General features: G+C 71.5%; 19 protein-coding genes and 4 pseudogenes. 18 read left to right on the forward strand and 5 right to left on the reverse strand.

Translation table 11 applies throughout. The features are described from left to right. Nucleotides 1-32: 32 nt before the first annotated feature. Nucleotides 33-433 (reverse strand): annotated as a pseudogene (locus WJ438_RS29815) (hypothetical protein). 200 nt (nt 434-633) lie between these two features. On the opposite strand from WJ438_RS29815, the gene WJ438_RS29820 reads away from it, so the two are divergent. The 6 genes and pseudogenes from WJ438_RS29820 to WJ438_RS29845 all read left to right on the forward strand — a co-directional run. Beyond that, nucleotides 634-1245: a heme-copper oxidase subunit III gene (locus tag WJ438_RS29820; RefSeq protein WP_406727968.1), complete on the forward strand. Its 612-nt coding sequence runs from the start codon at nt 634-636 to the stop codon at nt 1243-1245. Between the two features lie 78 nt (nt 1246-1323). After that, nucleotides 1324-2136, forward strand: a complete 813-nt coding sequence (locus WJ438_RS29825) for a c-type cytochrome (protein ID WP_406727969.1) — start codon at nt 1324-1326, stop codon at nt 2134-2136. After that, a complete protein-coding gene (locus WJ438_RS29830) occupies nt 2133-3191 on the forward strand; it encodes a Rieske 2Fe-2S domain-containing protein (RefSeq protein WP_406727970.1) in 1059 nt (352 codons plus the stop codon). The genes WJ438_RS29825 and WJ438_RS29830 overlap by 4 nt, the downstream gene beginning before the upstream one ends. Then, the gene (locus tag WJ438_RS29835; RefSeq protein ID WP_406727971.1) at nt 3188-4837 is read left to right on the forward strand and encodes a cytochrome bc complex cytochrome b subunit; all 1650 of its coding nucleotides are present in this window, start codon (nt 3188-3190) and stop codon (nt 4835-4837) included. The genes WJ438_RS29830 and WJ438_RS29835 overlap by 4 nt, the downstream gene beginning before the upstream one ends. 165 nt (nt 4838-5002) lie before the next feature. After that, on the forward strand, nt 5003-6067 hold the full coding sequence (gene trpD, locus WJ438_RS29840; RefSeq protein ID WP_406727972.1) for an anthranilate phosphoribosyltransferase: 1065 nt from the start codon (nt 5003-5005) through the stop codon (nt 6065-6067). Nucleotides 6068-6246: 179 nt separating this feature from the next. Next, nucleotides 6247-6665 (forward strand): annotated as a pseudogene (locus WJ438_RS29845) (aminotransferase class V-fold PLP-dependent enzyme); the annotation flags it as partial. 22 nt (nt 6666-6687) lie between these two features. On the opposite strand, the gene WJ438_RS29850 reads toward WJ438_RS29845, so the two are convergent. Together WJ438_RS29850 and WJ438_RS29855 are read right to left on the reverse strand one after the other, a co-directional pair. Then, the gene (locus WJ438_RS29850) at nt 6688-6969 is read right to left on the reverse strand and encodes an Lrp/AsnC family transcriptional regulator (RefSeq protein ID WP_406727973.1); all 282 of its coding nucleotides are present in this window, start codon (nt 6967-6969) and stop codon (nt 6688-6690) included. Next, the gene (locus WJ438_RS29855) at nt 6966-7700 is read right to left on the reverse strand and encodes a rhomboid family intramembrane serine protease (protein ID WP_406727974.1); all 735 of its coding nucleotides are present in this window, start codon (nt 7698-7700) and stop codon (nt 6966-6968) included. Before WJ438_RS29855 ends, WJ438_RS29850 begins: the two co-directional genes overlap by 4 nt. Before the next feature lie 157 nt (nt 7701-7857). On the opposite strand from WJ438_RS29855, the gene WJ438_RS29860 reads away from it, so the two are divergent. From WJ438_RS29860 to WJ438_RS29880, 5 genes and pseudogenes are all read left to right on the forward strand, one after another. After that, nucleotides 7858-8097: a hypothetical protein gene (locus tag WJ438_RS29860; protein ID WP_055573821.1), complete on the forward strand. Its 240-nt coding sequence runs from the start codon at nt 7858-7860 to the stop codon at nt 8095-8097. 65 nt (nt 8098-8162) lie between these two features. Further along, nucleotides 8163-9512, forward strand: a complete 1350-nt coding sequence (locus WJ438_RS29865; protein ID WP_406727975.1) for an NYN domain-containing protein — start codon at nt 8163-8165, stop codon at nt 9510-9512. 331 nt (nt 9513-9843) lie between these two features. Next, nucleotides 9844-10911: an NlpC/P60 family protein gene (locus WJ438_RS29870; protein WP_406727976.1), complete on the forward strand. Its 1068-nt coding sequence runs from the start codon at nt 9844-9846 to the stop codon at nt 10909-10911. A 239-nt stretch (nt 10912-11150) separates the two neighbouring features. Continuing rightward, nucleotides 11151-12172 (forward strand): annotated as a pseudogene (locus WJ438_RS29875) (NlpC/P60 family protein). 32 nt (nt 12173-12204) lie between these two features. Beyond that, nucleotides 12205-13394 (forward strand): annotated as a pseudogene (locus WJ438_RS29880) (hypothetical protein). A gap of 43 nt (nt 13395-13437) precedes the next feature. Here the strand turns inward: WJ438_RS29880 and WJ438_RS29885 are convergent. Next, entirely contained in the window at nt 13438-14715 is a 1278-nt protein-coding gene (locus WJ438_RS29885; RefSeq protein ID WP_406727977.1) for a glycosyltransferase 87 family protein, read from the reverse strand. Between the two features lie 113 nt (nt 14716-14828). On the opposite strand from WJ438_RS29885, the gene WJ438_RS29890 reads away from it, so the two are divergent. Next, nucleotides 14829-15971: a glycosyltransferase family 4 protein gene (locus WJ438_RS29890; RefSeq protein WP_406727978.1), complete on the forward strand. Its 1143-nt coding sequence runs from the start codon at nt 14829-14831 to the stop codon at nt 15969-15971. A gap of 159 nt (nt 15972-16130) precedes the next feature. Here WJ438_RS29890 and WJ438_RS29895 read toward each other — a convergent pair whose 3' ends face one another. Further along, nucleotides 16131-17942 carry an AMP-dependent synthetase/ligase gene (locus WJ438_RS29895; RefSeq protein ID WP_406727979.1) on the reverse strand — a complete coding sequence of 604 codons (1812 nt, stop codon included), beginning with the start codon at nt 17940-17942 and terminating at the stop codon, nt 16131-16133. Nucleotides 17943-18240: 298 nt separating this feature from the next. Between WJ438_RS29895 and WJ438_RS29900 the strand changes: the two genes are divergently transcribed. From WJ438_RS29900 to WJ438_RS29925, 6 genes are all read left to right on the forward strand, one after another. Then, nucleotides 18241-19038 (forward strand): metallophosphoesterase, encoded by a 798-nt coding sequence (locus WJ438_RS29900; protein WP_406727980.1) that lies wholly within the window; start codon nt 18241-18243, stop codon nt 19036-19038. 138 nt (nt 19039-19176) lie between these two features. After that, a complete protein-coding gene (locus WJ438_RS29905) occupies nt 19177-19659 on the forward strand; it encodes an SRPBCC family protein (RefSeq protein WP_406727981.1) in 483 nt (160 codons plus the stop codon). A 65-nt stretch (nt 19660-19724) separates the two neighbouring features. Next, a complete protein-coding gene (locus WJ438_RS29910; RefSeq protein ID WP_406727982.1) occupies nt 19725-20939 on the forward strand; it encodes an ArsA family ATPase in 1215 nt (404 codons plus the stop codon). Nucleotides 20940-21040: 101 nt separating this feature from the next. After that, complete coding sequence (locus tag WJ438_RS29915) at nt 21041-21559, forward strand: DUF5304 domain-containing protein (RefSeq protein ID WP_406727983.1); 519 nt, start codon at nt 21041-21043, stop codon at nt 21557-21559. A gap of 128 nt (nt 21560-21687) precedes the next feature. Further along, on the forward strand, nt 21688-22641 hold the full coding sequence (locus WJ438_RS29920; protein WP_406727984.1) for an ROK family glucokinase: 954 nt from the start codon (nt 21688-21690) through the stop codon (nt 22639-22641). A 91-nt stretch (nt 22642-22732) separates the two neighbouring features. After that, entirely contained in the window at nt 22733-23488 is a 756-nt protein-coding gene (locus WJ438_RS29925) for an endonuclease/exonuclease/phosphatase family protein (protein ID WP_406727985.1), read from the forward strand. Nucleotides 23489-23515 lie beyond the last annotated feature (27 nt).

A 23515-nucleotide genomic window follows, 5' to 3' on the forward strand; every position in this document is an offset into this window, starting at 1 on the left:
CCGCGAGCGCCGCGTCCGTGAGGACCGCGCGTTCAGGCGTTCAGGGCGCTCTTCTGCCGTAGCAGGGAGGCGAGGGCCGAGGCGAACTCCACCGGCTCCACCGGCAGCGTCACAGCCGCCTCCGCACGGCTCCAGGTGGCCAGCCAGGCGTCCTGGGGTCGGCCGATGAGCAGCAGCACCGGCGGGCACGCGAAGATCTCGTCCTTGATCTGCCGGCACACGCCCATGCCGCCCATGGGAGTGGCCTCGCCGTCCAGGACGCAGACGTCGATGCCGCCCCGGTCCAGCTCCTTGAGGACGGCCGGGGCGGTCGCGCACTCCAGGAACTCCACGACGGGCACGTCCGGGCCGGCCGCCGGCCGGTGGCGAGCCGCACCTGCTCCCGGGTGTGGGCGTTGTCGCTGTAGACCAGCACCGTGGCGGTCGCCTGCATTGTTCCTCCACGCTTCTGAGGGGGCTCGGCATCGTCGGGAACCGCGCGTGCCGATGGCGCGGATGCTACCCCTTCCGGCAGCTTGTCAACACTGGTTCGGACGCCGCTTCGGTGGGCCATCCGGGCCCTGCACGAGGGGCGAACGCGCCTAACAGCACCCCCGGGGTGAGGGCGGGATAAGCGACCGACATAATGTCGGCGTGGCGACAGTAACGACAGTAGACACCGGGCACGCGCACCCGTCGGTCAATCGACCGAACCTCACCAGCGTCGGAACCATCATTTGGCTGAGTTCCGAGCTGATGTTCTTCGCGGCCCTCTTCGCGATGTACTTCACCCTGCGATCGGTGACCGGACCCGACTTCTGGTCGGAGAAGGCCGACACCCTGAACTTCCCGTTCTCGGCGACGAACACCACGGTCCTGGTGCTCTCCTCCCTCACCTGCCAGCTCGGCGTGTTCGCAGCCGAGCGCGGTGACGTGAAGAAGCTCCGGGCGTGGTTCATCGTCACGTTCATCATGGGCTCGGTCTTCATCGGCGGTCAGGTACTGGAATACACCGAGCTGGTCAAGCACTACGGCCTGACCATCTCCTCCGACCCGTACGGGTCGGCCTTCTACCTGACCACCGGCTTCCACGGCCTGCACGTTCTGGGCGGCCTGATCGCCTTCCTGTTGGTCCTTGGCCGGACCTACGCGGCTAGGAGGTTCACCCATGACCAGGCGACGGCGGCCATCGTCGTGTCCTACTACTGGCATTTCGTCGATGTCGTCTGGATCGGCCTTTTCGCCACGATCTACATGATCAAGTAGGCGGGCTCGTATCCGCGCGCTCGAAGAGCGCAACCACCAGAAGCATCGACGCAGAAAATCCTGACACCGGGGTAATCCGTGAAAAAGCTCTCCGCACGACGACGCCACCCGTTGGCGGCGCTCGTCGTTCTGCTCCTCGCGCTGGCATGCACCGGGGGGCTGTACGCCGTGTTCGCACCCGCGAGCAAGGCGCAGGCCGACGAAACCGCCCAGTCCCTCGCCATCGAGGAGGGCAAGAAGCTCTACGCCGTCGGCTGCGCCAGCTGCCACGGCACCGGCGGTCAGGGCACGACCGACGGCCCCAGCCTGGTGGGCGTGGGTGCCGCGGCCGTTGACTTCCAGGTGGCCACCGGCCGGATGCCGGCCGCCACCTCGCAGAGCGCGCAACTCCCGCGAAAGAAGGCCGTCTACAACCAGGCCGAGATCGACCAGCTGGCGGCGTACATCGCCTCCCTGGGCGCCGGCCCGGCCATTCCCACCGAGGAGCAGTACAGCCCCGAGGGTGCCGACATCGCCAAGGGCGGTGAGCTGTTCCGCAACAACTGCGCGCAGTGCCACAACTTCACCGGCAAGGGCGGTGCGCTCACGCACGGCAAGTACGCCCCGAGCCTGGACGACGTGGACCCCAAGCACATCTACGAGGCCATGCTGACCGGCCCGCAGAACATGCCCTCCTTCCCCGACGGTTCGCTGTCGGAGCAGAATAAGAAGGACGTCATCGCCTACGTGAACGCGGTCAACGGCAAGGAGACCGCGAGCCCCGGCGGCACGGCGCTCGGCGGGCTCGGCCCGGTCTCCGAGGGTCTGTTCGCGTGGATCTTCGGACTCGGCGCGCTGATCGTGGTCGCCGTCTGGGTCGCCGCTCGGACCGCAAAGGCCAGGAAGTCATGAGTAGCCAAGAGACTCCCGAAGAGAAGCTGCCCGCAGCGCAGGGCCCCGCGCACGGCGCGGTCCGCGTCGCGGACGAGAAGAACCCGTTCGCCGACCCCGGGCTGCCTCCGCACGAGCCCCGGGTCCAGGACATCGACGAGCGGGCCGCCAAGCGGTCCGAGCGCACGGTCGCCCTCCTGTTCACGCTGTCGATGCTGGCCACCGTCGCCTTCATCGTCGCGTTCGTGACGATCCCGATCGACAAGAACGTCTACATCTTCCCGCTCGGTCGGATCGGCGCGCTGAACTTCGCGCTCGGTACGACCCTCGGCGTCGCCCTGTTCGCCATCGGCGCCGGCGCGGTCCACTGGGGCCGCACGCTGATGTCGGACCACGAGCTCACCGACGAGCGGCACCCGATCTCCGCTCCGCCGGAGGTCCGCGAGAAGGTCATGGACGACTTCCGCCAGGGCGCCAAGGAGTCGGTGATCGGACGGCGCAAGCTGATCCGCAACACCATGTTCGGCGCGCTCGCCCTGTTCCCGCTCTCCGGAGTGGTGCTGCTGCGTGACCTCGGGCCGCTGCCCGAGGAAAAGCTGCGCCACACCCTGTGGTCCAAGGGCAAGCTGCTCATCAACATGAACACGAACGAGCCCATGCGGCCGTCCGACATCATCGTGGGCTCGCTGACCTTCGCCAAGCCCGAGGGCCTGCAGGAGCAGGACCACGAGTTCATGACCGAGATCGCCAAGGCCGCCCTGATGATCGTCCGTATCCAGCCGGACGACATCAAGGACAAGCGCGAGCTCGAGTGGTCGCACGAGGGCATCGTCGCGTACTCGAAGATCTGCACCCACGTGGGCTGCCCGATCTCCCTGTACGAGCAGCAGACGCACCACGCGCTGTGCCCCTGCCACCAGTCCACCTTCGACCTCTCCGACGGCGCCCGGGTGATCTTCGGTCCCGCCGGACACGCCCTGCCGCAGCTGCGTATCGGTGTGAACGACGAGGGCTACCTCGAAGCGCTCGGCGACTTCGACGAGCCCGTCGGTCCTGCATTCTGGGAGCGCGGATGAGTACCACGACCAGCAGCACGAACCCGTCGGGCGCGAACCGCTCCCGCGGGAAGGCGCCAGGCGAACGGGTCGCCGACTGGGCGGACAGCCGGCTCGGGATCTACTCCCTGGCCAAGGCCAACATGCGCAAGATCTTCCCCGACCACTGGTCGTTCATGCTGGGTGAGATCTGCCTCTACAGCTTCATCATCATCATCCTCACGGGTGTGTATCTGACGCTGTTCTTCCACCCGTCGATGAACGAGGTGGTGTACCACGGCAGCTACGTCCCGATGCAGGGACAGCTGATGAGTGAGGCCTACAAGTCGACGCTGGACATCAGCTTCGACGTCCGTGGCGGTCTGCTGATCCGGCAGCTCCACCACTGGGCCGCGCTGATCTTCGTGGCCGGCATGTTCGTGCACATGATGCGCGTGTTCTTCACCGGCGCGTTCCGCAAGCCGCGGGAGGTCAACTGGCTGTTCGGCTTCCTGCTGCTCGTCCTGGGCATGTTCACCGGGTTCACCGGCTACTCGCTCCCGGACGACCTGCTCTCCGGCACCGGTATCCGCTTCACGCAGGGCGCGATCCTGTCCGTGCCGATCGTCGGCACGTACATCTCGTTCTTCCTCTTCGGCGGGGAGTTCCCGGGGGACGACTTCATCGCCCGGTTCTACTCGATCCACATCCTGCTGTTGCCGGGCATCATGCTCGGCCTCGTGGTGGCGCACCTGATCCTGGTCTTCTACCACAAGCACACGCAGTTCGCGGGCCCCGGCAAGACCAACAAGAACGTCGTGGGCATGCCGCTGCTGCCGGTGTACATGGCCAAGGCCGGAGGCTTCTTCTTCCTGGTCTTCGGTGTGCTCTGCGTCGTCTCGGCGGTCGCCACGATCAACCCGGTCTGGAACATCGGCCCCTACCGGCCGGACCTGGTCTCCACCGGAGCCCAGCCCGACTGGTACATGGGCTTCTCCGAGGGCCTGGTCCGGGTGATGCCGGGCTGGGAGATCAACTTCTGGGGCCACACGCTCGTCCTGGGTGTGTTCATCCCGTTGATGGTCTTCGGGCTGGTCCTGGTGTCCATCGCCGTCTACCCGTTCATCGAGTCCTGGGTCACCGGGGACAAGCGCGAGCACCACATCCTGGACCGCCCGCGCAACGCCCCGACGCGCACCGCCTTCGGCGTCGCGTGGATCACCTTGTACTTCATCTCCCTCGTCGGCGGTGGCAACGACCTGTGGGCCACCCACTTCAACCTGTCGATCAACGCGATCACCTGGTTCGTCCGCATCGGGTTCTTCGCCGGGCCCGTGGTGGCGTTCATCGTCACCAAGCGGATCTGCCTCGGCCTGCAGCGCCGGGACAAGGACAAGGTGCTGCACGGCCGCGAGTCGGGCATCATCAAGCGCCTGCCGCACGGTGAGTTCATCGAGGTCCACGAGCCGCTCAGCCAGGAGCAGCTGCACACCCTCACGACGCACCACCAGTACTCGCCGGTCGAGATCGGCCCGCTGGTCGACGAGAACGGCGTCGAGCGCAAGGTGAAGCCGACCGAGCGACTGCGCGCCAAGCTCAGCAAGGGGTACTACGGCGAGGAGTCCCAGATTCCGAAGCCGACGGTCGAGGAGTACAAGGAGATCACGAGCGGCCACGGCCACCACTGATCACCTGTTCCGCTGAACACCTGTTCAGTGGGCCACACCCAAGTCGCCACACGACGCCGAAGGGCCCCCGTCCGCAGACCGGACGGGGGCCCTTCGGTGTGCTCCGGGCTGGATAAGGTGGGAGACGAACCCCCTAACCACCTGTCTATGACCCAGGAGCGGCAGATGAGCGCTGTGACCCCCGCAGGAGGCAATACCGCGGCGGGCCGCTCCTGGCCCGCTCTGCTGAACGGACTGCTGGACGGACACGACCTGTCCGCCGACGACACCGCCTGGGCGATGGATCTGATCATGCGCGGTGAGGCCACCGACGCGCAGATCGCCGGGTTCGCCGTGTCCCTGCGGGCCAAGGGCGAGACGGTCGACGAGATCGCCGGCTGCGTCCGGGCGATGTACGACCACGCCATCGCGATCGAGGTGCCGGGGGAGACCGTCGACATCGTCGGCACCGGCGGCGACGGCGCCAAGACGGTGAACATCTCCACGATGTCCTCGATCGTCATCGCGGGCACCGGGGCGAAGGTCGTCAAGCACGGGAACCGGGCCGCCTCCTCCGCGTCCGGCGCCTCGGACGTCCTGGAGAAGCTCGGCGTCAACCTGGAGCTGACCCCGCGGCGGGTCGCCGAGGTCGCCGAGCAGGCGGGGATCACCTTCTGCTTCGCGGTGAAGTTCCATCCGGCGCTGCGCCATGTGGCCGCCGCGCGAGGACAGCTGGGCATCCGGACGGTGTTCAACTTCCTGGGCCCGCTGGCCAACCCGGCCCGGGTGCGGGCCCAGGCCGTCGGGGTCGCCGACCCGAGGATGGCGCCGATCATGGCCGGTGTGTTCGCCGAACGCGGCCACTCCTCGCTGGTGTTCCGCGGTGACGACGGTCTCGACGAGCTGACGACCACCGGCACCTCGCGGGTGTGGGTGGTCCGGGACGGCAAGGTGACCGAGGAGCGCTTCGACCCGCGCGACGTCGGCATCGAGCCCGTGCCGCTGGAGGCGCTGCGCGGCGCCGACGCCTCGTACAACGCGGAGGTCGCCCGGCGGGTGCTGGACGGAGAGCGGGGCCCGGTGCGGGACGCGGTGCTGCTGAACTCGGCGGCGGCGCTGGTGGCGCTGGAGCCGGGCACCGGGACCCTGGTGGAGCAGATCCGGGCCGGGATGGCCAAGGCCGCCGACTCCATCGACTCGGGAGCCGCCAAGCGGGTCCTGGAGCGCTGGGTGGCGGTCAGCAACGCGTGAACCGCCGCCGCGTCCGGCCATTGGCCGGCCGCCCAGCCGCACCTGACGCGACATGGGCGCGGTCCGGAACCGTCCGGGATCCGGACCGCGCCCTGCGCGTGGTGGACCGTGTGGCAGGATGTCGGACCAGGTCATGAGTGACAGCCATCAGGCCCCGGCCGGCTGTCCGGCAACCCTCCGTCCGCGGCGCCTCCAACATCACCGGCGAGCTGTGGCCCGTACGGGAGCTGGCCGCCGCCCACGCGCACGGCGCCCGGATCGTCCTGGACGCCGCCCAACTCGCCCCGCACCGCGCGGTGAGCTGCGTGACCTGGACGTCGACTGGGTCGCCTTCTCCGGGCACAAGCTGTACGCCCCGTTCGGCTCCGGTGTCCTGGCCGGCCGCGCCGACTGGCTGCGGGAGGCCGAGCCCTACCTCGCGGGCGGCGGCGCCAGCCGCACCGTCACCCGGCGCGAGGACGGTTCGCTGGACGTCCTGTGGCACGACGGCGCGGCCCGGCACGAGGCGGGCTCGCCCAACGTCATCGGCGCCCACGCCCTCGCCTCGGCCTGCAAGGCGCTCGGCGAGGCCGGGTTCGACGCGCTGGCCGCCCGCGAGGGGCGCAACCGCCTCAGCCGTCTCAGCTGTCCAGGCCGATCGCGAACGCGGCCTCCAGGTCGTGCTGCGAGTACGCGCGGAACGCCACGTGCGTGTCGGTCCCCTCCACGCCCGGGATCTTGCTGATCCGGCCCGGGATGACCTCCGCCAGGTCCTCGTGCTGCCGGACCCGCACCATGGCGATCAGGTCGTAGGTGCCGGTGACGGAGAAGACCTCGCTGACGCTGTCCAGCGCGGCGATCTGCTCCGCGATCTCGGGGATCCGGTCCACGCTGGTCTTGATGAGGACGATCGCGGTGATCACGGCTGGTTCTCTCCCTCGGGGGCCGGAGCTGGGGCGGCTCTCACTGTAGTCGTCCCTCTGAAACGCGCCCACGCGCAGCAGAAGCCCAGCCCGAAGCCCACCAGGTGCGCCAGATACGCCACCCCGGGACCGTCGGAGGCGGGCATCGCCGCCAGCCACTGCAACACCGCCCAGAACGGCAGCACGACCCAGGCCGGGAAGCGCACCGGCAGGAAGAACAGGAACGGCAGCAGACTGGTCACCCGCGCCCGGGGGAACAGGAAGAGAAACGCGCCGAGGACCCCCGAGATCGCCCCCGAGGCACCGACCAGTGACTGCTCGGAGTCCATGTGGGCGGCGGCGTACCCGAGCAGGGCCAGGTAGCCGCAGCCGGCGTAGAACAGCAGGAACTGCAGGCGGCCCATCCGCGCCTCGGCCATCGTCCCGAAGACATGGAGGAAGAGCATGTTGCCGAGCAGATGCACCCAGCTGCCGTGGACGAACAGGGCCGTGGCGGGGGTGAGGGCGGTGCCGGGGGAGCCTTCGAACAGTTCTGCGGGGATCACGCCCCAGCGACGGAAGTGGCTCCGCTGCGCGGCCAGCAGCTCCTCCCCGGACCCGTACGCCGGATCGAGCCCCGAGGCCGGCCCGATCAGGAAGACCAGGCAGCACAGGACGATGAGGGTGTGGGTCACCGGTGCCGACGGGCGCCTCAACGCCCTGGCGGCCGACGTCCCCCAGTGACGGATCATGGACACAGAGCATGACGTAACGGGACGCAACCGCACAGACCGCCTCGCCGCCGTGGACGGGCGGGCGGCGAAGACCCGCCAGGCCGTAGGGTTACGTGCCACACGCGCCGGGGTGCCCGGCGCGTCACGGACACTGGAAGGAAGGCGAAGAACCACGATGACGGTCCCCCTGCCGACTGCCTCGACGCGGTGGCGCTGCACCCTCTGCGGCAACCTCACCCGATTCGACGTGACCCGCTCGTCCAGGGTCGTCGAGTACGTCCACCTCGACCTGGCGGGGGAGCCGAAGGTCGAGGAGCGCGAGGTCCTCGGTGAGACGATCGAGTCGGTGCGGTGCCGCTGGTGCAACGCCGTGGATCAGGTGGAACTCGTCGACAGGCCGGGTGCCGGCTCTTGAGTGGAGTGGGCCCCGCTCGGAAGACCCCGCGCGCGGGGTCACACAAAGGCATTGGGGTGTGACGGATGGTGGAGACCGCGGGCGGGAGGCCGGAGGACGGCGCCGCTGAGGTGCTCGACCGCCCGTTGCCCGACGGTGTGCGCCGCCGGGTCGTCCAGATCGTCTCCGACGGCTTCGGCGGGCTGACGGTCACCGAGCTGCCCGCCCGGCTCCGGCAGTACGCCCGGTTCACCCCGAACCGCCGCGCCAAGTTCGCCGGCAACGTCATGGCCGCCGCGCTGGAGAGCGAACCACTGTTCCGCCAGCGCATCGCGGAGCGGCTGAGAGAGGCCCAGCCGGAACTCTCCGGCGCCCTCGACTCAGGCTCCCCGCCCCCGGCCGCGGATCCGCTGGACGTGGCGGCCGCGGCCTATGTCATACGGCCGCCCGGCTGGGTCAAGCTGGTGACCGCCGCCGGCGAGGAGGCCCAGCGGGCCGACGCCGAGCGCGCCGACGAGGAGAACCGGGCCGAGGTGGAGCGGCTGCGCGCCGAACTCGCCCGCGCCCGCGAGCACGCCAGGTCCGAGACCGAGCGGCTGCGCGGCGACCTGGACTCGGCCAGGAAAGAAGTGGACTCCCTGCACCGCAAGCTGCGGTCCGCGCTCAGTGACGTCAAGCGCGGCGCGGCCGCGCTGCGCAAACTGCAGGGGGAGCTGGAAGCCGTCCGCGCCGACGGGCAGGCGCAGGTGTCCGCCGCCGAGAGCGAGAGCCGGCGGCTCAAGGCGCGTCTCGGAGAGTCGGAGGCCGCCCTGGAGGCCGTCCGCCGGGCCGCCCGGGAGGACCGCAGCGTCGAGGACATGCGGGTACGGCTGCTCCTGGACACCGTGCTGGAGGCCGCCCAGGGGCTCCGGCGCGAGCTCGCGCTGCCCCCCGTGTCCGTCCGGCCCGCCGAGACCGTGGACGCCGTCGAACCGGGGCGCATGTCCCCCAAAGACATCGCGGCCCGCGCGCTGTCCGAGGGCGACCCGGCCATCCTCGATCAGCTGCTGGCGCTGCCGCAGGCGCATCTCGTCGTCGACGGCTACAACGTCACCAAGACCGGTTATCCCCAGATGCCGCTGGAGAAGCAGCGCCTGCGGGTGCTCGGCCAGCTCGCCCGGCTCGCCGCGCAGACCGGCGCCGAGGTGACCTGCGTCTTCGACGGGGCCGAACTGGCCGCCCCCGTGCTGCTGGCGCCGCCGCGCGGGGTGCGGGTGCTGTTCTCCAAGCCCGGCGTCACCGCCGACGAGCTGATCCGCCAGCTGGTCCGGGCCGAGCCGCCGGGGCGGCCGGTCATCGTCGTCTCCACCGACCGCGAGGTCGCCGACGGAGTCGCCCGCGCGGGTGCCCGCCCGGTTGCGTCGGCGGTCCTGCTGAAGCGCTTCTCCCGGGCGTAGGGCACAGGGCGCGAAGCCCGGCGGTGGCGGCGGCACGGTACGTCCCATCCAGAACGTAAGTCCCAACCGCAACGTACCTGTGGATTGCCCGAATTGATGTGGTATTCGCGCGACGTAGCGTCAATCCCATATCACTGCAGGTGAGTTGAGGGTAAAGAAACGCACTGTGACGTAGATTTTGTGCCCGAGGATTTGAACTGATCACAAGAGAATCACTAGGGTCAGGCCTCGAACCTCCGCTCGGGTGATCGTTCACATGGGGTGGCGACGGCGGAGGCCCCCGCCCACCGGCGTGTCGGTAGGCGGCTGGAGGAAGAAGGAGCTCGCCTCCGTGGCGTCCCACCGTCGTCCCAAGCAGCCGAACCGGGCACGTGTGACCGTGCTCACGACCGCTGCCGCAGCTGCCGTCGTCCTGAGTTCGCAGGCCGCCAACGCGGCCCCCAGCGAGAAGCCGAGCAAGGACGAGGTGAAGGCCAAGGTCGACAAGCTCTACCAGCAGGCGGAGCAGGCCACCGAGAAGTACAACGGTGCCAAGGAGAAGCAGGAGAAGCTCCAGAAGGAGATCTCCACCATCCAGGACAACGTCGCCAAGGGTCAGCAGGAGCTCAACGAGCTGCGTGACGGCCTCGGTTCGATGGCCAGCGCCCAGTACCGCAGCGGCGGCCTGGACCCCTCGCTCCAGCTCTTCCTCTCCGCGGACCCGGACGACTACCTCGACAAGGCGTCCACCCTCGACCAGCTCAGCACCCAGCAGGTCGACGCGCTGAAGAAGATCCAGGAGAAGCAGCGCGAGCTGGCCCAGCAGCGCTCCGAGGCCTCCGGGAAGCTCGAGGACCTCGCCTCCACCCGCACCGAGCTGGGCAACAAGAAGAAGGAAGTCCAGGGCAAGCTGGGCGCCGCGCAGAAGCTGCTCAACACCCTCACCGCCGAGGAGAAGGCGCAGCTCGCCGAGGAGGAGGAGCGCGCCACCCGCGCCAGCGAGCGGCAGGTCCTCAAGGCCACCGACACCGGCACCGGCACCTCCGCCCCGGTCTCGAGCGGCTCCGGCCGCGCCGGCGCCGCCTTCGCCGCGGCCCAGAGCAAGCTCGGCACCCCCTACGTCTACGGCGCCACCGGCCCGTCCTCCTTCGACTGCTCGGGCCTCACCTCCTGGGCGTACGCCCAGGCCGGCGTCGGCATCCCGCGCACCTCCGAGGCGCAGACCGGCGCGGGCACCAGGATCTACTCGGCCAGTCAGCTCCAGGTCGGCGACCTGGTCTTCTTCTTCAACGACCTGCACCACGTGGGTCTCTACGCGGGCAACGGCCAGATCATCCACGCCCCGCGCAGCGGCACCGTCGTCCGCTACGAGTCGATGAACACCATCGGCGGCCCGTTCATGTTCGGTGTCCGCGTCTAGGGCCGGACAAGCCCAGGGTCTGTCGGACCCGCCTCGTACTCCCGCCGGTCGCGGCGGGGCCGCGTGCCTCCGTTCGGGGGAATCGTGGCCCGCCGTCCGGCCCCACGCCCCGCCTGTGACCTGCGGTCAGAGGCGGGGCGTCACCGTGCGTGGCCGTCGAGGTCATTGGTCGGCCGCCCGCCTCGGGGGCTACTGTCTGCCGCGTTTCCCTGTCCGTCAGCGGAAGGAGCGCGGTCCCCGTGGGGTCCCATCGACGCCTTGCACCCTCCCCCGGTCTCGACCGGGGCACCACCGTCGCCGTAGGTCTCCTGTCCGCGGCGGCAGCCGCCCTGGGCACCGTACCGGCGACGGCCACCCCGCACGACGACCTCCGGGCCGACGTGGACCGCCTCTACGAGGAGGCCGAGCGGGCGACCGAGGCGTACAACAAGGCCGCCTCCCGCGCGGACACCCTGCGGGAGCGGGTCAACACCGCCCAGGACGGGATCGCCCGGCAGCAGGAGCGTGTCAACACCCTGCGGGAGTCGCTCGGTTCGCTGGCCGGCGCGCAGTACCGCTCCGGCGGGCTCGACCCCTCCCTCACGCTGCTTTTCTCCGAGGACCCGGAGGACTACCTCGAGCGGGCCTCGGTGCTCGACCGGCTCACCGTCCGCCAGGCCGGCTGAAGGAACTCCAGAAGGCCAAGCACTCCCTGGACCAGGACCGCGCCGAGGCGTCCCGCGAACTGGGCGAGCTGGAGCGGAGCCGCAAGGCGGCCGCCGCCCACAAGAAGACCGTGGAGCGCAAACTCGCCGAGGCCAGGCGGCTGCTCGACGCCCTCTCCGACGGCGAACGCGCCGCCTACGACCGGGCCACCCGCTCCGGCCGCGCCGATGTGCCCGGCCCGGTCGGCCCGCTCGGGGCCGCGGCCGCCTCCGGCCGCGCGGCGGCCGCCGTCGCCGCCGCCCGCTCCGCCCTCGGCTCGCCCTACGTCTGGGGCGCCAACGGGCCCTCCGGCTTCGACTGCTCCGGCCTGATGCAATGGTCGTACGCGCGCGCCGGGGTGGCCCTGCCCCGTACCTCGCAGGCCCAGCGGCACGCCGGCCGGCAGATCCCGCTCTCCCAGGCCCGGCCCGGCGACCTGGTGCTCTACCGGTCCGACGCCAGCCATGTCGGGATGTACGCGGGCAACGGTCAGGTGATCCACGCGCCCCACCCCGGCGCCCCCGTGCGCTACGACCCCGTCGGGATGATGCCGGTCTCTTCGGTCACCAGGGTCTGACCGGAGCGGCCCGCACCCGTACCCTCACGAGGGTGGCTGGTCGAGGGTGGGTGCCGGGTGCGCCGGTGGCGGCGCTGTGTCTGCTGCTCGTCTCCCTGGTCGGATGCGGCAACCGGCCGGCCGTCGACGGCGCCCGCGCCGAGGTGCAGGCACTGCTCGACCGGCGGGCCGGGGCCGTCCTCGGCCACGACGCCGCCGCCTACGCCCGTACCGGCACCCGGGCCGGGTACGACAGCCTGCGTGAGGTGCCGCTGGCCGACTGGACCTACAGCGTGACCGCGATGCGCCGCACGGGCGACACCGCCACCGTCGACGCCGACCTCGGCTACCGCGTCGCGGGCTACGACCGGGCCCCGGTCACCACCGCCCGCACCCTGCGCCTGACCCGGCACGACGACGGCCGGTGGTCCGTCGCCTCCGACCGGCCGGCCGAGAAGGCCGGCCGGCAGCTGTGGGACCAGGGCGCGGTGCGTGCCGTGCACGGGGAACGGAGCCTGGTGCTCGGTGTCGGGCAGCCCGACGGGAAACTGCGCGACTACGCCGAACTGGCCGACCGCGCGGTGCCGTCGGTGGCCAACGCGTGGGGCCCGCGGTGGGAACGGCGCGTCGTCGTCCTGGTCCCGGGCTCCCTGGAGGACATGGCGGGGCTGCTGGACTCGCCCGCCTCCTCCTACCGGGGGATCGCGGCCGTCACCACCGGCGAGACCGGCGCCGACGCGAGGGCACCCGCGGACCGGGTCATCGTCAACCCGGACGCCTTCGGGCTGCTCGGCGACTCGGCCGGCAGGTCGTGGTCACCCACGAGACCACCCATGTCGCCACCCGCGCCCACACCACCGCCTCGACCCCGCTGTGGCTGTCGGAGGGCTTCGCCGACTGGGTCGGCTACCGGGGTGGCGACCGCGTCCCGGCCGAGGTGGCGCCGGAACTCGCCCGTGCGGTGGGATACGGAGAAGTGCCCTCCGGGCTGCCGGCCGACGACGACTTCGGCTTCTCCGGCGACGCCGACGGCCTCGCCCGCGCCTACGAGAGCGGCTGGATGGCCTGCCGCCTCATCGCGGAGCGCTGGGGCGAGGAACGCCTCGGCGCGTTCTACCGCGCCGTGGGCGCGCACGCGGAGCGGGACGGCGCGGTCGCGGACGCGATGCGCCGGACCCTCGGCACCACACCGGAGGCCTTCACCATCGCCTGGCAGGACTACCTGCGCGAGCAACTCGGCTGACCTGGTCCCGGGCGTCCGTCGCACGGGGAACCCAGCCCCGGGATCAGGAGGAAACCGGTGCCCTCGTGGTGCTCCGGGGAGGGGGAGCGGAGGCCGAGGGTGGGAGCCTTCGGGGGACCGTCGCGCGCCACAGGGTGCGGGCGGCGAGGAAGGTGGCGGCCACCAGCAGGCCGTTGCGGAGGAACAGCAGGGCGATGCCGAGCGGATCACTGGCCACGACGTGCGCGAACCACAGCGGGAACTCCAGCACCGTCACGAACGACGCGGCCAGCACCAGGGCCACCGGCAGCCGCATCCGGCTCTCACGGTGGCACAGGCAGACCGCGGCGAGCCCGACCAGCCACACCAGGTACTGCGGGCTGATCACCCGGCTGGTCGTGGTGAACATCAGCACCGCCACGAACGCGGCGTCGGCGAGGGTGTGCGGCTCGAAGCGGGTGGCCAGCAGACGCCACAGCACCAGCCAGGCCAGGGCCGCCCCGGTCAGGACCATGGCGCCCGTGCTCACCCAGGTCACATAGGGGCCGAGGAACTCCACCGAGCCGTAGTTGAGCAACACCCGGCCGTCCCAGCCGTGGTGCCGGGCGACATGGAAGACCAGCGCGCCCAGCGACTCCACCTCCGTGCCCCGGTCGCGCTGAGAACCCAGGAACGCGAACGCGCCCGGCATGAGCACCGTGAAGGCGCCCGCCACCGCGACACCGGTCACCGCGGCCGACACCCACGCGGAACGCCGGCGGACACCGAGCAGCAGCATCACCGGCCACACCTTCAGCAACGCGCCGAAGGCCGCCAGCGCCCCCAGCAGCCGAGGACGCCGGGCACCGGCCAGCAGCGCGGCCACCGCCACCGCGGTCACCATCACGTCGTAGCGGGCGTACACCGTCGGCCCGAGCAGCGGCACACCCGCCACCCACACCCAGGCGCCGCGACGGCTCCGGCCCGGCCGTCGGCCCGCGTACAGCAGCAGTACCAGGGTGGCCAGGTCGGCGAGGAACACCAGGACGAAGAACGCCGTGGCGTACTCCAGGAACGGCAGCAGGCCGGGGGAGAGGATCGCCAGCGCCGCCGCGGGCGGGTACTGCCAGGTCACGTCGTCCAGCGGGAACGTTCCGGTGCGCAGGACGTCGTACCAGCCCCGGTAGATCCCGGACACGTCGCTGGTGACGTCCGGGCCGGGGAAGACGACCACCTTCAGGACCCACAGCAGCAGGACGGTCCTCGTCAGTCCCCAGAGGACCAGCGGCCAAGCCGGGGATCCGCGCGAGCCCCTCGTGTTCACGTGATCCCTGCCCGTCGGTGTGCGGTCCTGAGGGACCATGATGTCCCGGCGGTCTGTGAGCGTGCCACAGCGGCCCGCCGTACCCCCTCGCCGTACTCGTCGTGCTCACCGGTCCGGTGCCGGGTCCCGGCGGTTCGGTAGGGTCGGCGACGATGCACAAGACCCTGATCGTGACCAACGACTTCCCGCCCCGGCCCGGCGGCATCCAGGCATTTCTGCACAACATGGCGCTGCGGCTCGACCCGGAACGGCTCGTCGTCCACGCGTCCACGTGGAAGCGTTCCCGGGAGGGCGTCCGGGCGACCGCCGCCTTCGACGCGGAGCAGCCCTTCACCGTCGTACGCGCCCGTACGCCGATGCTGCTGCCGACCCCGCAGGCGACCCGGCGTGCCGCCGCCCTGCTGCGCGAACACGGGTGCACCTCGGTGTGGTTCGGGGCGGCGGCGCCGCTCGGGCTGATGGCGCCGGCGCTGCGCCGGGCGGGCGCCGAGCGGATCGTGGCCACCACCCACGGCCACGAGGCGGGCTGGGCCCAGCTTCCCGCCGCCCGGCAACTGCTGCGCCGGATCGGCGAGTCCACGGACACGATCACCCATCTCGGCGAGTACACGCGCGCGCGGATCGCGGGGGCGCTCACGCCCGGGGCGGCCTCGCGGATGGTGCGGCTGCCGCCCGGGGTCGACGAGAAGACCTTCCATCCCGGCTCCGGCGGCGACGAGGTCCGGGCCCGGCTCGGCCTGACCGACCGTCCGGTGGTCGTCTGCGTCTCCCGGCTGGTGCCGCGCAAGGGGCAGGACACGCTGATCCGCGCCATGCCCGCGATCCTGGCCGCCGAGCCGGACGCCGTGCTGCTGATCGTCGGCGGCGGGCCCTACGAGAAGGACCTGCGCCGGCTCGCCCAGGACACCGGAGTGGCCGGCTCCGTCCGCTTCACCGGCGCCGTGCCCTGGTCCGAGCTGCCCGCCCACTACGGCGCCGGGGACGTCTTCGCGATGCCCTGCAGGACCCGGCGCGGCGGACTGGACGTGGAGGGGCTCGGCATCGTCTACCTGGAGGCCTCCGCGACCGGCCTGCCCGTCGTCGCCGGTGACTCGGGCGGCGCCCCCGACGCGGTCCTCGACGGCGAGACCGGCTGGGTCGTCCGGGGCGACACCCCCGCCGAGTCCGCCGACCGCATCATCACCCTCCTCGCCGACCCCGAACTCCGCCGCCGCATGGGGGAGCGGGGCAGGGCCTGGATCGAGGAGAAGTGGCGCTGGGACCTACTGGCCGACAAACTGAAAACCCTGCTCTGACCGCACCCCGGCCCCTCCGGCCGAAACCCGGCCCCTCCGGGGGCACCTCCCTGCTCGAAGAGCTCGGGGGAGTTCGAGGAGCGGGGGGCCAGGGGCAGAGCCCCGGGGCTGGAAGGGACGGCGGGGGCGAAAACACCGTCACCAGCCAGAACCGACGGCCTACTTCGCGTAGATCGCCTCGATCTCGTGCGCGTAATCCTTCGCCACCACATTCCGCTTCAGCTTCAACGACGGAGTCAAATGCCCCGACTCCTCCGTGAACTGCACCGGCAGCACCCGGAACTTCCGCACCGCCTCCGCCTTGGAGACCGCCGCGTTCCCGTCGTCGATCGCCGTCTGGATCGCGGCGAGCAGATCGGGGTCCTCGGTCAGCGACGCCGCCGTGGCCCCCTTCGGCTTGCGGTGCTCCGCCGCCCAGCGGACCAGGAACTCCTCGTCGACGGTGACCAGCGCACCCACGAACGGCCGCCCGTCGCCGACCACCATGCACTCCGCGACCAGCGCGTGCGCGCGGATACGGTCCTCGATCACGGCCGGCGCGACGTTCTTGCCGCCCGCGGTCACGAGGATCTCCTTCTTGCGCCCGGTGATCCGCAGATACCCGTCCTCGTCGAGGGTGCCGATGTCGCCGGTGTGGAACCAGCCGTCGGCCAGCGCCTCCTCGGTCGCGCCCGGGTTGTTCCAGTACTCCTTGAACAGGTGCTCGCCGTGCAACAGCACCTCGCCGTCGTCGGCTATGCGGACCACCGAGCCGGGCAGCGGCTGTCCGACCGTGCCGATCTTCTGCCGCTCCCAGGGGTTGAACGTGGTGGCCGCGCAGGACTCGGTGAGGCCGTACCCCTCCAGTACCGTGAAGCCGATGCCGCGGAAGAAGTGGCCGAGGCGCTCGCCCAGCGGCGCGCCGCCGGAGATGGCGGCCTCACCGCGCCCGCCGAGCACCGCGCGCAGCTTGCCGTACACGAGCCTGTCGAAGACCTTGTGCTTGATCCGCAGACCGAGGGACGGGCCCGACGGCGTGTCCAGCGCCTTGCTGTACGCGATGGCGGTGTCCGCCGCCTGGTCGAAGATCCGGCCCTTGCCGTCGGCCTGCGCCTTGGCGCGCGCCGAGTTGTAGACCTTCTCGAAGACCCGCGGCACGCCCAGGATCAGCGTCGGCCGGAACGCGGCCAGTTCGTCGGTGAGCTGCTTGATGTCCGGGACGCAGCCCAGTTTGATCGGCGCCATCATCGGCGCGATCTGCACCAGCCGGCCGAAGACGTGCGCGAGCGGGAGGAAGAGCAGTACCGAGCACTCGCCGGTGCGGAACAGCGGGCGCAGCCGCTCCACGATGTTGCCGCACTCGGCGAAGAAGCTGCGGTGGGTGAGCACGCAGCCCTTGGGACGGCCGGTGGTGCCGGAGGTGTAGACGATGGTCGCCGGGTCGTCGGCCCTGGCGACGGAGCTGCGCTCCTCGACCGTCTCGTCGGTGACGTCCTGACCGAGCCGTCCGAGCTCCTCGAGGGCACCGCCCGCGATCGCGCCGCCCTCGATCTGCCACACGTGCTTCAGCGCGGGCAGCCGGTCGCGCAGCGACTCCACCGCGGCCGCGTGGCCGTCGGTCTCCACCACGCAGGCGGTGGCGCCGGAGTCGCTGAGGATCCAGGCCACCTGCTCCGGTGAACTGGTCTCGTACACCGGCACGGTGACCGCGCCGGCGCTCCAGATCGCGAAGTCCAGCAGTGTCCACTCGTAGCGGGTGCGGGACATCAGGCCCACCCGGTCGCCGGGCTGGACACCGGAGGCGATGAGCCCCTTGGCGGCCGCCCGTACCTCGCCGAGGAAGACGGTGGCCGTCACGTCCTGCCACACGCCGGCGACCTTGCGGGCGATGACGGCGACATCGGGGTGCTGCGCGGCGTTTCTGCGGACGATGTCGGTCAGATTGCCGTCCGCGGGGACCTCGTACAAAGCCGGAAGGCTGAACTCGCGCAAGACTGCTGCTCCTCTTAGGGCGCCGGCGCCACGACGTTGTGCGATGCGACGACGGTGCGGTCCAAGGCTCGGGCGGGTGCTCGAGGGATCAGCTGTCGAAAACCCGAGCATGAGTGGACTGCCCGGACGTTACCCGCCGGTATGGGTCTGCGACAGGGGGCCCCGGCGAGATGTTCGCTGCGTCACACAGCTGGGTGTTCCCTCGCGCACAGTATTCCACCGCCTCCCCGCCGAGCCAGTTACCGCAGGTCCGGCCACCACTGTTCACACAGGACGGACACGCCTACCCTTGATCGGCATGGCTTCCGGACCAGAAGGAGACCGGCGCACACGCGTCCATGTGGTCAGCGATGTGCACGGCAACGCCCGTGACCTGGCCCGCGCCGGTGACGGCGCGGACGCCCTGATCTGCCTGGGCGACCTGGTGCTCTTCCTCGACTACGCCGACCACTCCCGCGGCATCTTCCCCGACCTGTTCGGCGTCGAGAACGCCGACCGCATCGTGGAACTGCGCACCGCCCGTCGCTTCGAGGAGGCGCGCGTGTTCCAGTCCCGGCTGTGGGCGGGCATCGGCACGGACCGCGCCGGGGCGATCGAGAAGGCGGTGCGCAAGCAGTACGCCGAGATGTTCGCCGTCTTTCCCGCGCCCACGTACGCCACCTACGGCAATGTCGACATACCGGCTTTGTGGCAGGAGTACGCGGGACCCGGCACCACCGTCCTCGACGGCGAACGGGTGGAGATCGGCGGCCGGGTGTTCGGCTTCGTCGGCGGTGGGCTGCGTACCCCCATGCGCACGCCCTACGAGATCAGCGACGAGGAGTACACGGCGAAGATCGAGGCCGTCGGCGAGGTCGACGTGCTGTGCACGCACATCCCGCCGGAGGTCCCGGAGCTGGTGTACGACACCGTCGCGCGCCGCTTCGAGCGCGGCAGCCGGGCCCTGCTGGACGCCATCCACCGCACCAGGCCGCGGTACGCGCTGTTCGGGCATGTGCACCAGCCGCTGGTCCGGCGCATGCGGATCGGGGCCACCGAGTGCGTGAACGTGGGGCACTTCGCGGGCAGCGGCCGGCCCTGGGTCCTCGAGTGGTGAGGATGCCCCGGGTCGGATGAGTGGCGGTCGGATCAGCTGCACCCGCCGGGTGCGCGATAGCCTTCCGCTGCACGGGCGTGCGCGTGGGCCGCGCACGGCGATCCGAACCACGGGCCCGCATCTGGAGGAGCCACGGCGATGGCGGAACACACCAGCTCGAGCATCACGATCGAGGCGGCACCGGCCGATGTCATGGGGGTGATCGCCGACTTCGCCCGCTATCCGGACTGGACCGGCGAGGTGAAGGAGGCCGAGGTCCTCAAGTCCGACGACCGGGGCCGGGCCGAGCAGGTGCGCCTCGTCATGGACGCCGGCGCGATCAAGGACGACCAGACCCTCGCGTACACCTGGACGGGTGAGCACGAGGTCTCCTGGACGCTGGTGAAGTCCCAGATGCTGCGCTCCCTGGACGGCTCCTACCTCCTGACGCCGGCCGGCGCGGGCACCACCGAGGTCACCTACCGGCTCACCGTCGACGTCAAGATCCCGATGCTCGGCATGATCAAGCGCAAGGCGGAGAAGGTCATCATCGACCGGGCCCTGGCGGGACTGAAGAAGCGGGTGGAGTCGGGCGGGGAGCCGCCGGCCACCGAGGCCGGCGGGAAGCCGGCGGCGGACTAGGGCCTGTCCGGGAGGGGAGCGGCGCCGGCCGGGCCCGGGCACGGGCCCGGGTACCGTTCACCCTCATGCGTACCCTCCTGATCACGGGCCCCGGCGGCAACGGACGTACCACCGTCGCGGCGGCCACCGCGCTCGCCGCCGCCCGTGCGGGCGCCCGCGTGCTGGTGCTGGGCACCGACCGGGCGGACACGCTGGGCGCGGTACTGGGGACGCCCGTGGGCGCCGAGCCCGTCGAGGTCGAGCAAGGGCTCACCGCCCGGCGGGTCGACGCCGGTGCGGACTTCCGCGCCGACCTGGCCGCCCTGCAGGACCGGGCCGCCACGGTGCTCGACCTGCTCGGCGCGTCCCGGCTCGACCCCGAGGAGCTCAGCCCGCTGCCCGGCGCCGAGGAGCTCTCCGTGCTGCGCGCCCTGCGGGACGCGGCGCTGTCGGAGACGTACGACCTGCTCGTCGTCGATCTCCCGCCCACCCCGCAGGCCCTCGCCCTCCTCGCCCTCCCCGAGGAACTCCGCCGCTGCCTGCGCCGCCTGCTCCCGCCGGAACGCCGGGCCGCCCGCGCCCTGCGTCCCGTACTCGGCCGCCTCGCCGGGGTCCCGATGCCCGCGGAGTGGCTGTACGAGACGGCCGCCCGCTGGGACACCGAGCTGGCCGCGGTCGAGGCCGTCCTCGCCGATCGGGACACCGCCGTACGGCTGGTCGCCGAACCCGGTCCCGCCGGCGCCGACGCGGTACGCGCCGCGGGCCTGGGCCTCGCCCTGCGCGGACTGCGCACCGACGCGCTGGTCGCCGGGCGCCTCCTGCCCGGGGACGTCGAGGACAGCCGGCTCGCCGGCCTGGTCGCCCAGCAGTGCAAGACCCTGGACGAGTGGCGCGAGACGTACGACGTCCACCCGGTCGCCCACCTGGGACGCGACCCGCGAGGCCCGGACGACCTCGCCCAGCTCGCCGTACCCGGCGTGCTGGGCGTCAAGGGGACGCACGCCACGGTCGAGTGGCCCGTCACCGGCCTTCTCCACTCCCGGCCCCCCTCGAGCGGGGAGCCTCCCGCCACCGACGACGGCGTACTGGTCTGGCACATCCCACTGCCCGGCGCCCGGCGCGAGGAACTGGACCTGCTCCGGCGCGGCGACGAACTCACCGTCACCGCCGGGCCGTTCCGGCGGACCGTCCCACTGCCCTCCGCGCTGCGCCGCTGCACCGTCGACGGCGCGGCCCTGCGCGAGGGCGAGCTGCGCATCCGGTTCCGGCCGGATCCGCGGCTGTGGCCGCGGACCCCGTGAAGCCGGTACGGCCGTTCGGGTAACGTCGGAGGGGCCCACCGTAGTCAGGAGTCCCTCATGAGCGATCAGCTCCCCCGTCCGACGCCGCCGGGGACGCGCCCGTGGACGACGAGGTACGCGCCGTGGACGAGGCGTACACCGCCTCCGACGCGGACGCCTGGGCGACGGCGTGCGCCGAGGACCTCGAGGAGGAGAAGGCCCGCCGCCGCGCCCAGTACGGACCGCCCCCCGGCTCGGCGGCCGAGGAACTGCGCAAGCTCGTCGACGCGGTCGCCGAGAAGTTCGGCCAGCTCACCGGCGGCCTCCAGTCCCCCCTGTTCGGCGCGGTCGCCGGACCGGCCGCGCAGCAGGTGGTGCGCCAGGTCGTCCAGCAGGCCAAGGCGGCCGTGGAACCGGTCGTCGAACGTAACCCGGATGTCTTCGACCACCTCGCCGCCGCGGGCAATGAACTCCTCGCCGCCTACCGCTCCGCGGTCCAGGACCAGGAACGCCGCTGGGCGACCCGGGACACCCGTGCCTGGAACCCGGACGAGGCCCGGGACGAGGGTGGGAAGGGTGACGCGGGCCGGGACCGGGGCGACGAGCCGGGGCCCGGCGAAGAACGCATCGACCTGGACTGATCCGGTGGGCGGCCCCGCCGGTGCCGGAGACCCGTACCCGGCGGCAGCCCGTGCCCGTGCCGGAAACCCGACCGCAGGGCCTCGGGTACCGTGGGCGGTAGCGGGGCTCGACCGGAACTGAGGGATTCATGGGACTCACCATCGGCGTCGACATCGGCGGCACCAAGATCGCGGCCGGCGTGGTCGACGAGGAAGGCAACATCCTCTCGACCCACAAGGTGCCGACCCCGGGCACGCCCGACGGCATCGTGGACGCCATCGCCTCCGCGGTGGAGGGAGCACGCGCGGGCCACGACATCGTCGGCGTGGGCATCGGTGCGGCCGGATACGTCAACCGCCAGCGCTCGACGGTGTACTTCGCCCCCAACATCTACTGGCGCAACGAGCCGCTCAAGGAGAAGGTCGAGGCCCGCACGGGTCTTCCCGTCGTCGTGGAGAACGACGCCAACGCCGCGGCCTGGGGCGAGTACAAGTTCGGTGCAGGCAAGGGCCACCGCAACGTCATCTGCATCACGCTCGGCACCGGCCTCGGCGGCGGCGTGATCATCGGCAACAAGCTGCGCCGGGGCCACTTCGGCGTGGCCGCCGAGTTCGGGCACATCCGGATGGTGCCGGACGGGCTGCTGTGCGGCTGCGGCTCGCAGGGCTGCTGGGAGCAGTACGCCTCCGGGCGCGCCCTCGTCCGGTACGCCACCCAGCGCGCCAACGCGACCCCCGAGAACGCGGAGACGCTGCTCTCCCTGGGGGACGGCACCCCCGAGGGCATCGAGGGTAAGCACGTCTCCATGGCCGCCCGCCAGGGCGACCCGGTGGCCGTCGACTCCTACCGCGAACTGGCCCGCTGGGTCGGCGCCGGCCTCGCGGACCTGGCCTCCCTCTTCGACCCGTCCGCCTTCATCGTCGGCGGCGGTCTCTCCGAGGAGGGCGAACTGGTCCTCGGCCCGATCCGCAAGTCCTACAAGCGCTGGCTGGTCGGCGGCAACTGGCGCCCGGTGGCCGAGGTTCGCGCCGCCGAACTCGGCAACAAGGCCGGCCTGGTCGGTGCGGCGGACCTGGCCCGGGAACCCGACCCCATCATGTGACACCCCCTCACCCACCCGGCGGCGCCCGCCTGTTCCCCTTCGGGGACCACGGCGGGCGCCGCCGTAGCGGGTCGGGCGTATCTTGATCCGCATGGCGACGACTCCGCTGCTGCCCGATTCCCGGACCGAGGCCGATGGTTCGGCCGTTGTCCGGGTGCTGAGTTACAACATTCGTTCGATGCGGGATGACACCGACGCGCTGGCCCGGGTGATCGGGGCGTGTGCGCCCGATCTGGTGCTCGTGCAGGAGGCGCCGCGGTTCTTCCGGTGGCGCAAGAAGCTGGCGCGGCTCGCCTCCGCCTCCGGACTGGTCACGCTGTCCGGGGGCGCCACGGCAGCCGGGTCCGCCGTCCTGTGTTCGCTGCGGGCGACCGTCGAGCGCACCGAGGACGTGCTGCTGCCGCTCACCCCGGGGCTACACCGGCGCGGCTTCGCCACCGCCGTCGTACGGTTCGGCGGTGCCCGGCTGGGGGTGCTGAGCTGTCATCTGTCGCTGGCGAAGGACGAGCGGTACGAGCAGGGCGGCATGCTCCTGGACCGGCTCGCCGGGATGGGTGTGGAGCACGCGGTCGCGGGCGGTGACGTCAACGAGCGGCCGGACGGCCGCACCTTCCGGCGGCTGGGCGCCTCCCTCACGGACTGCTGGGCCGCCGCGCCCTGGGGCGGTGAGTACACCTCGACGCCCACCGAGCCGCATCAGCGCATCGACGCCCTGTTCGCCACGAAGGGCGTCGAGATCCTGGGCTGCGGTGTCCCGCTCGACCAGCCGGGGGTGACCGAGGCCGATCTGAGGGCGGCCACCGACCACCTGCCGGTCCTGGCCGCCCTCAGGGTGCCGGCCGGGTAGTCCGCGGAGGCCGCGTGGGCGAGGGGC

Source organism: Streptomyces sp. GD-15H (assembly GCF_045291515.1).
Classification (GTDB): domain Bacteria; phylum Actinomycetota; class Actinomycetes; order Streptomycetales; family Streptomycetaceae; genus Streptomyces.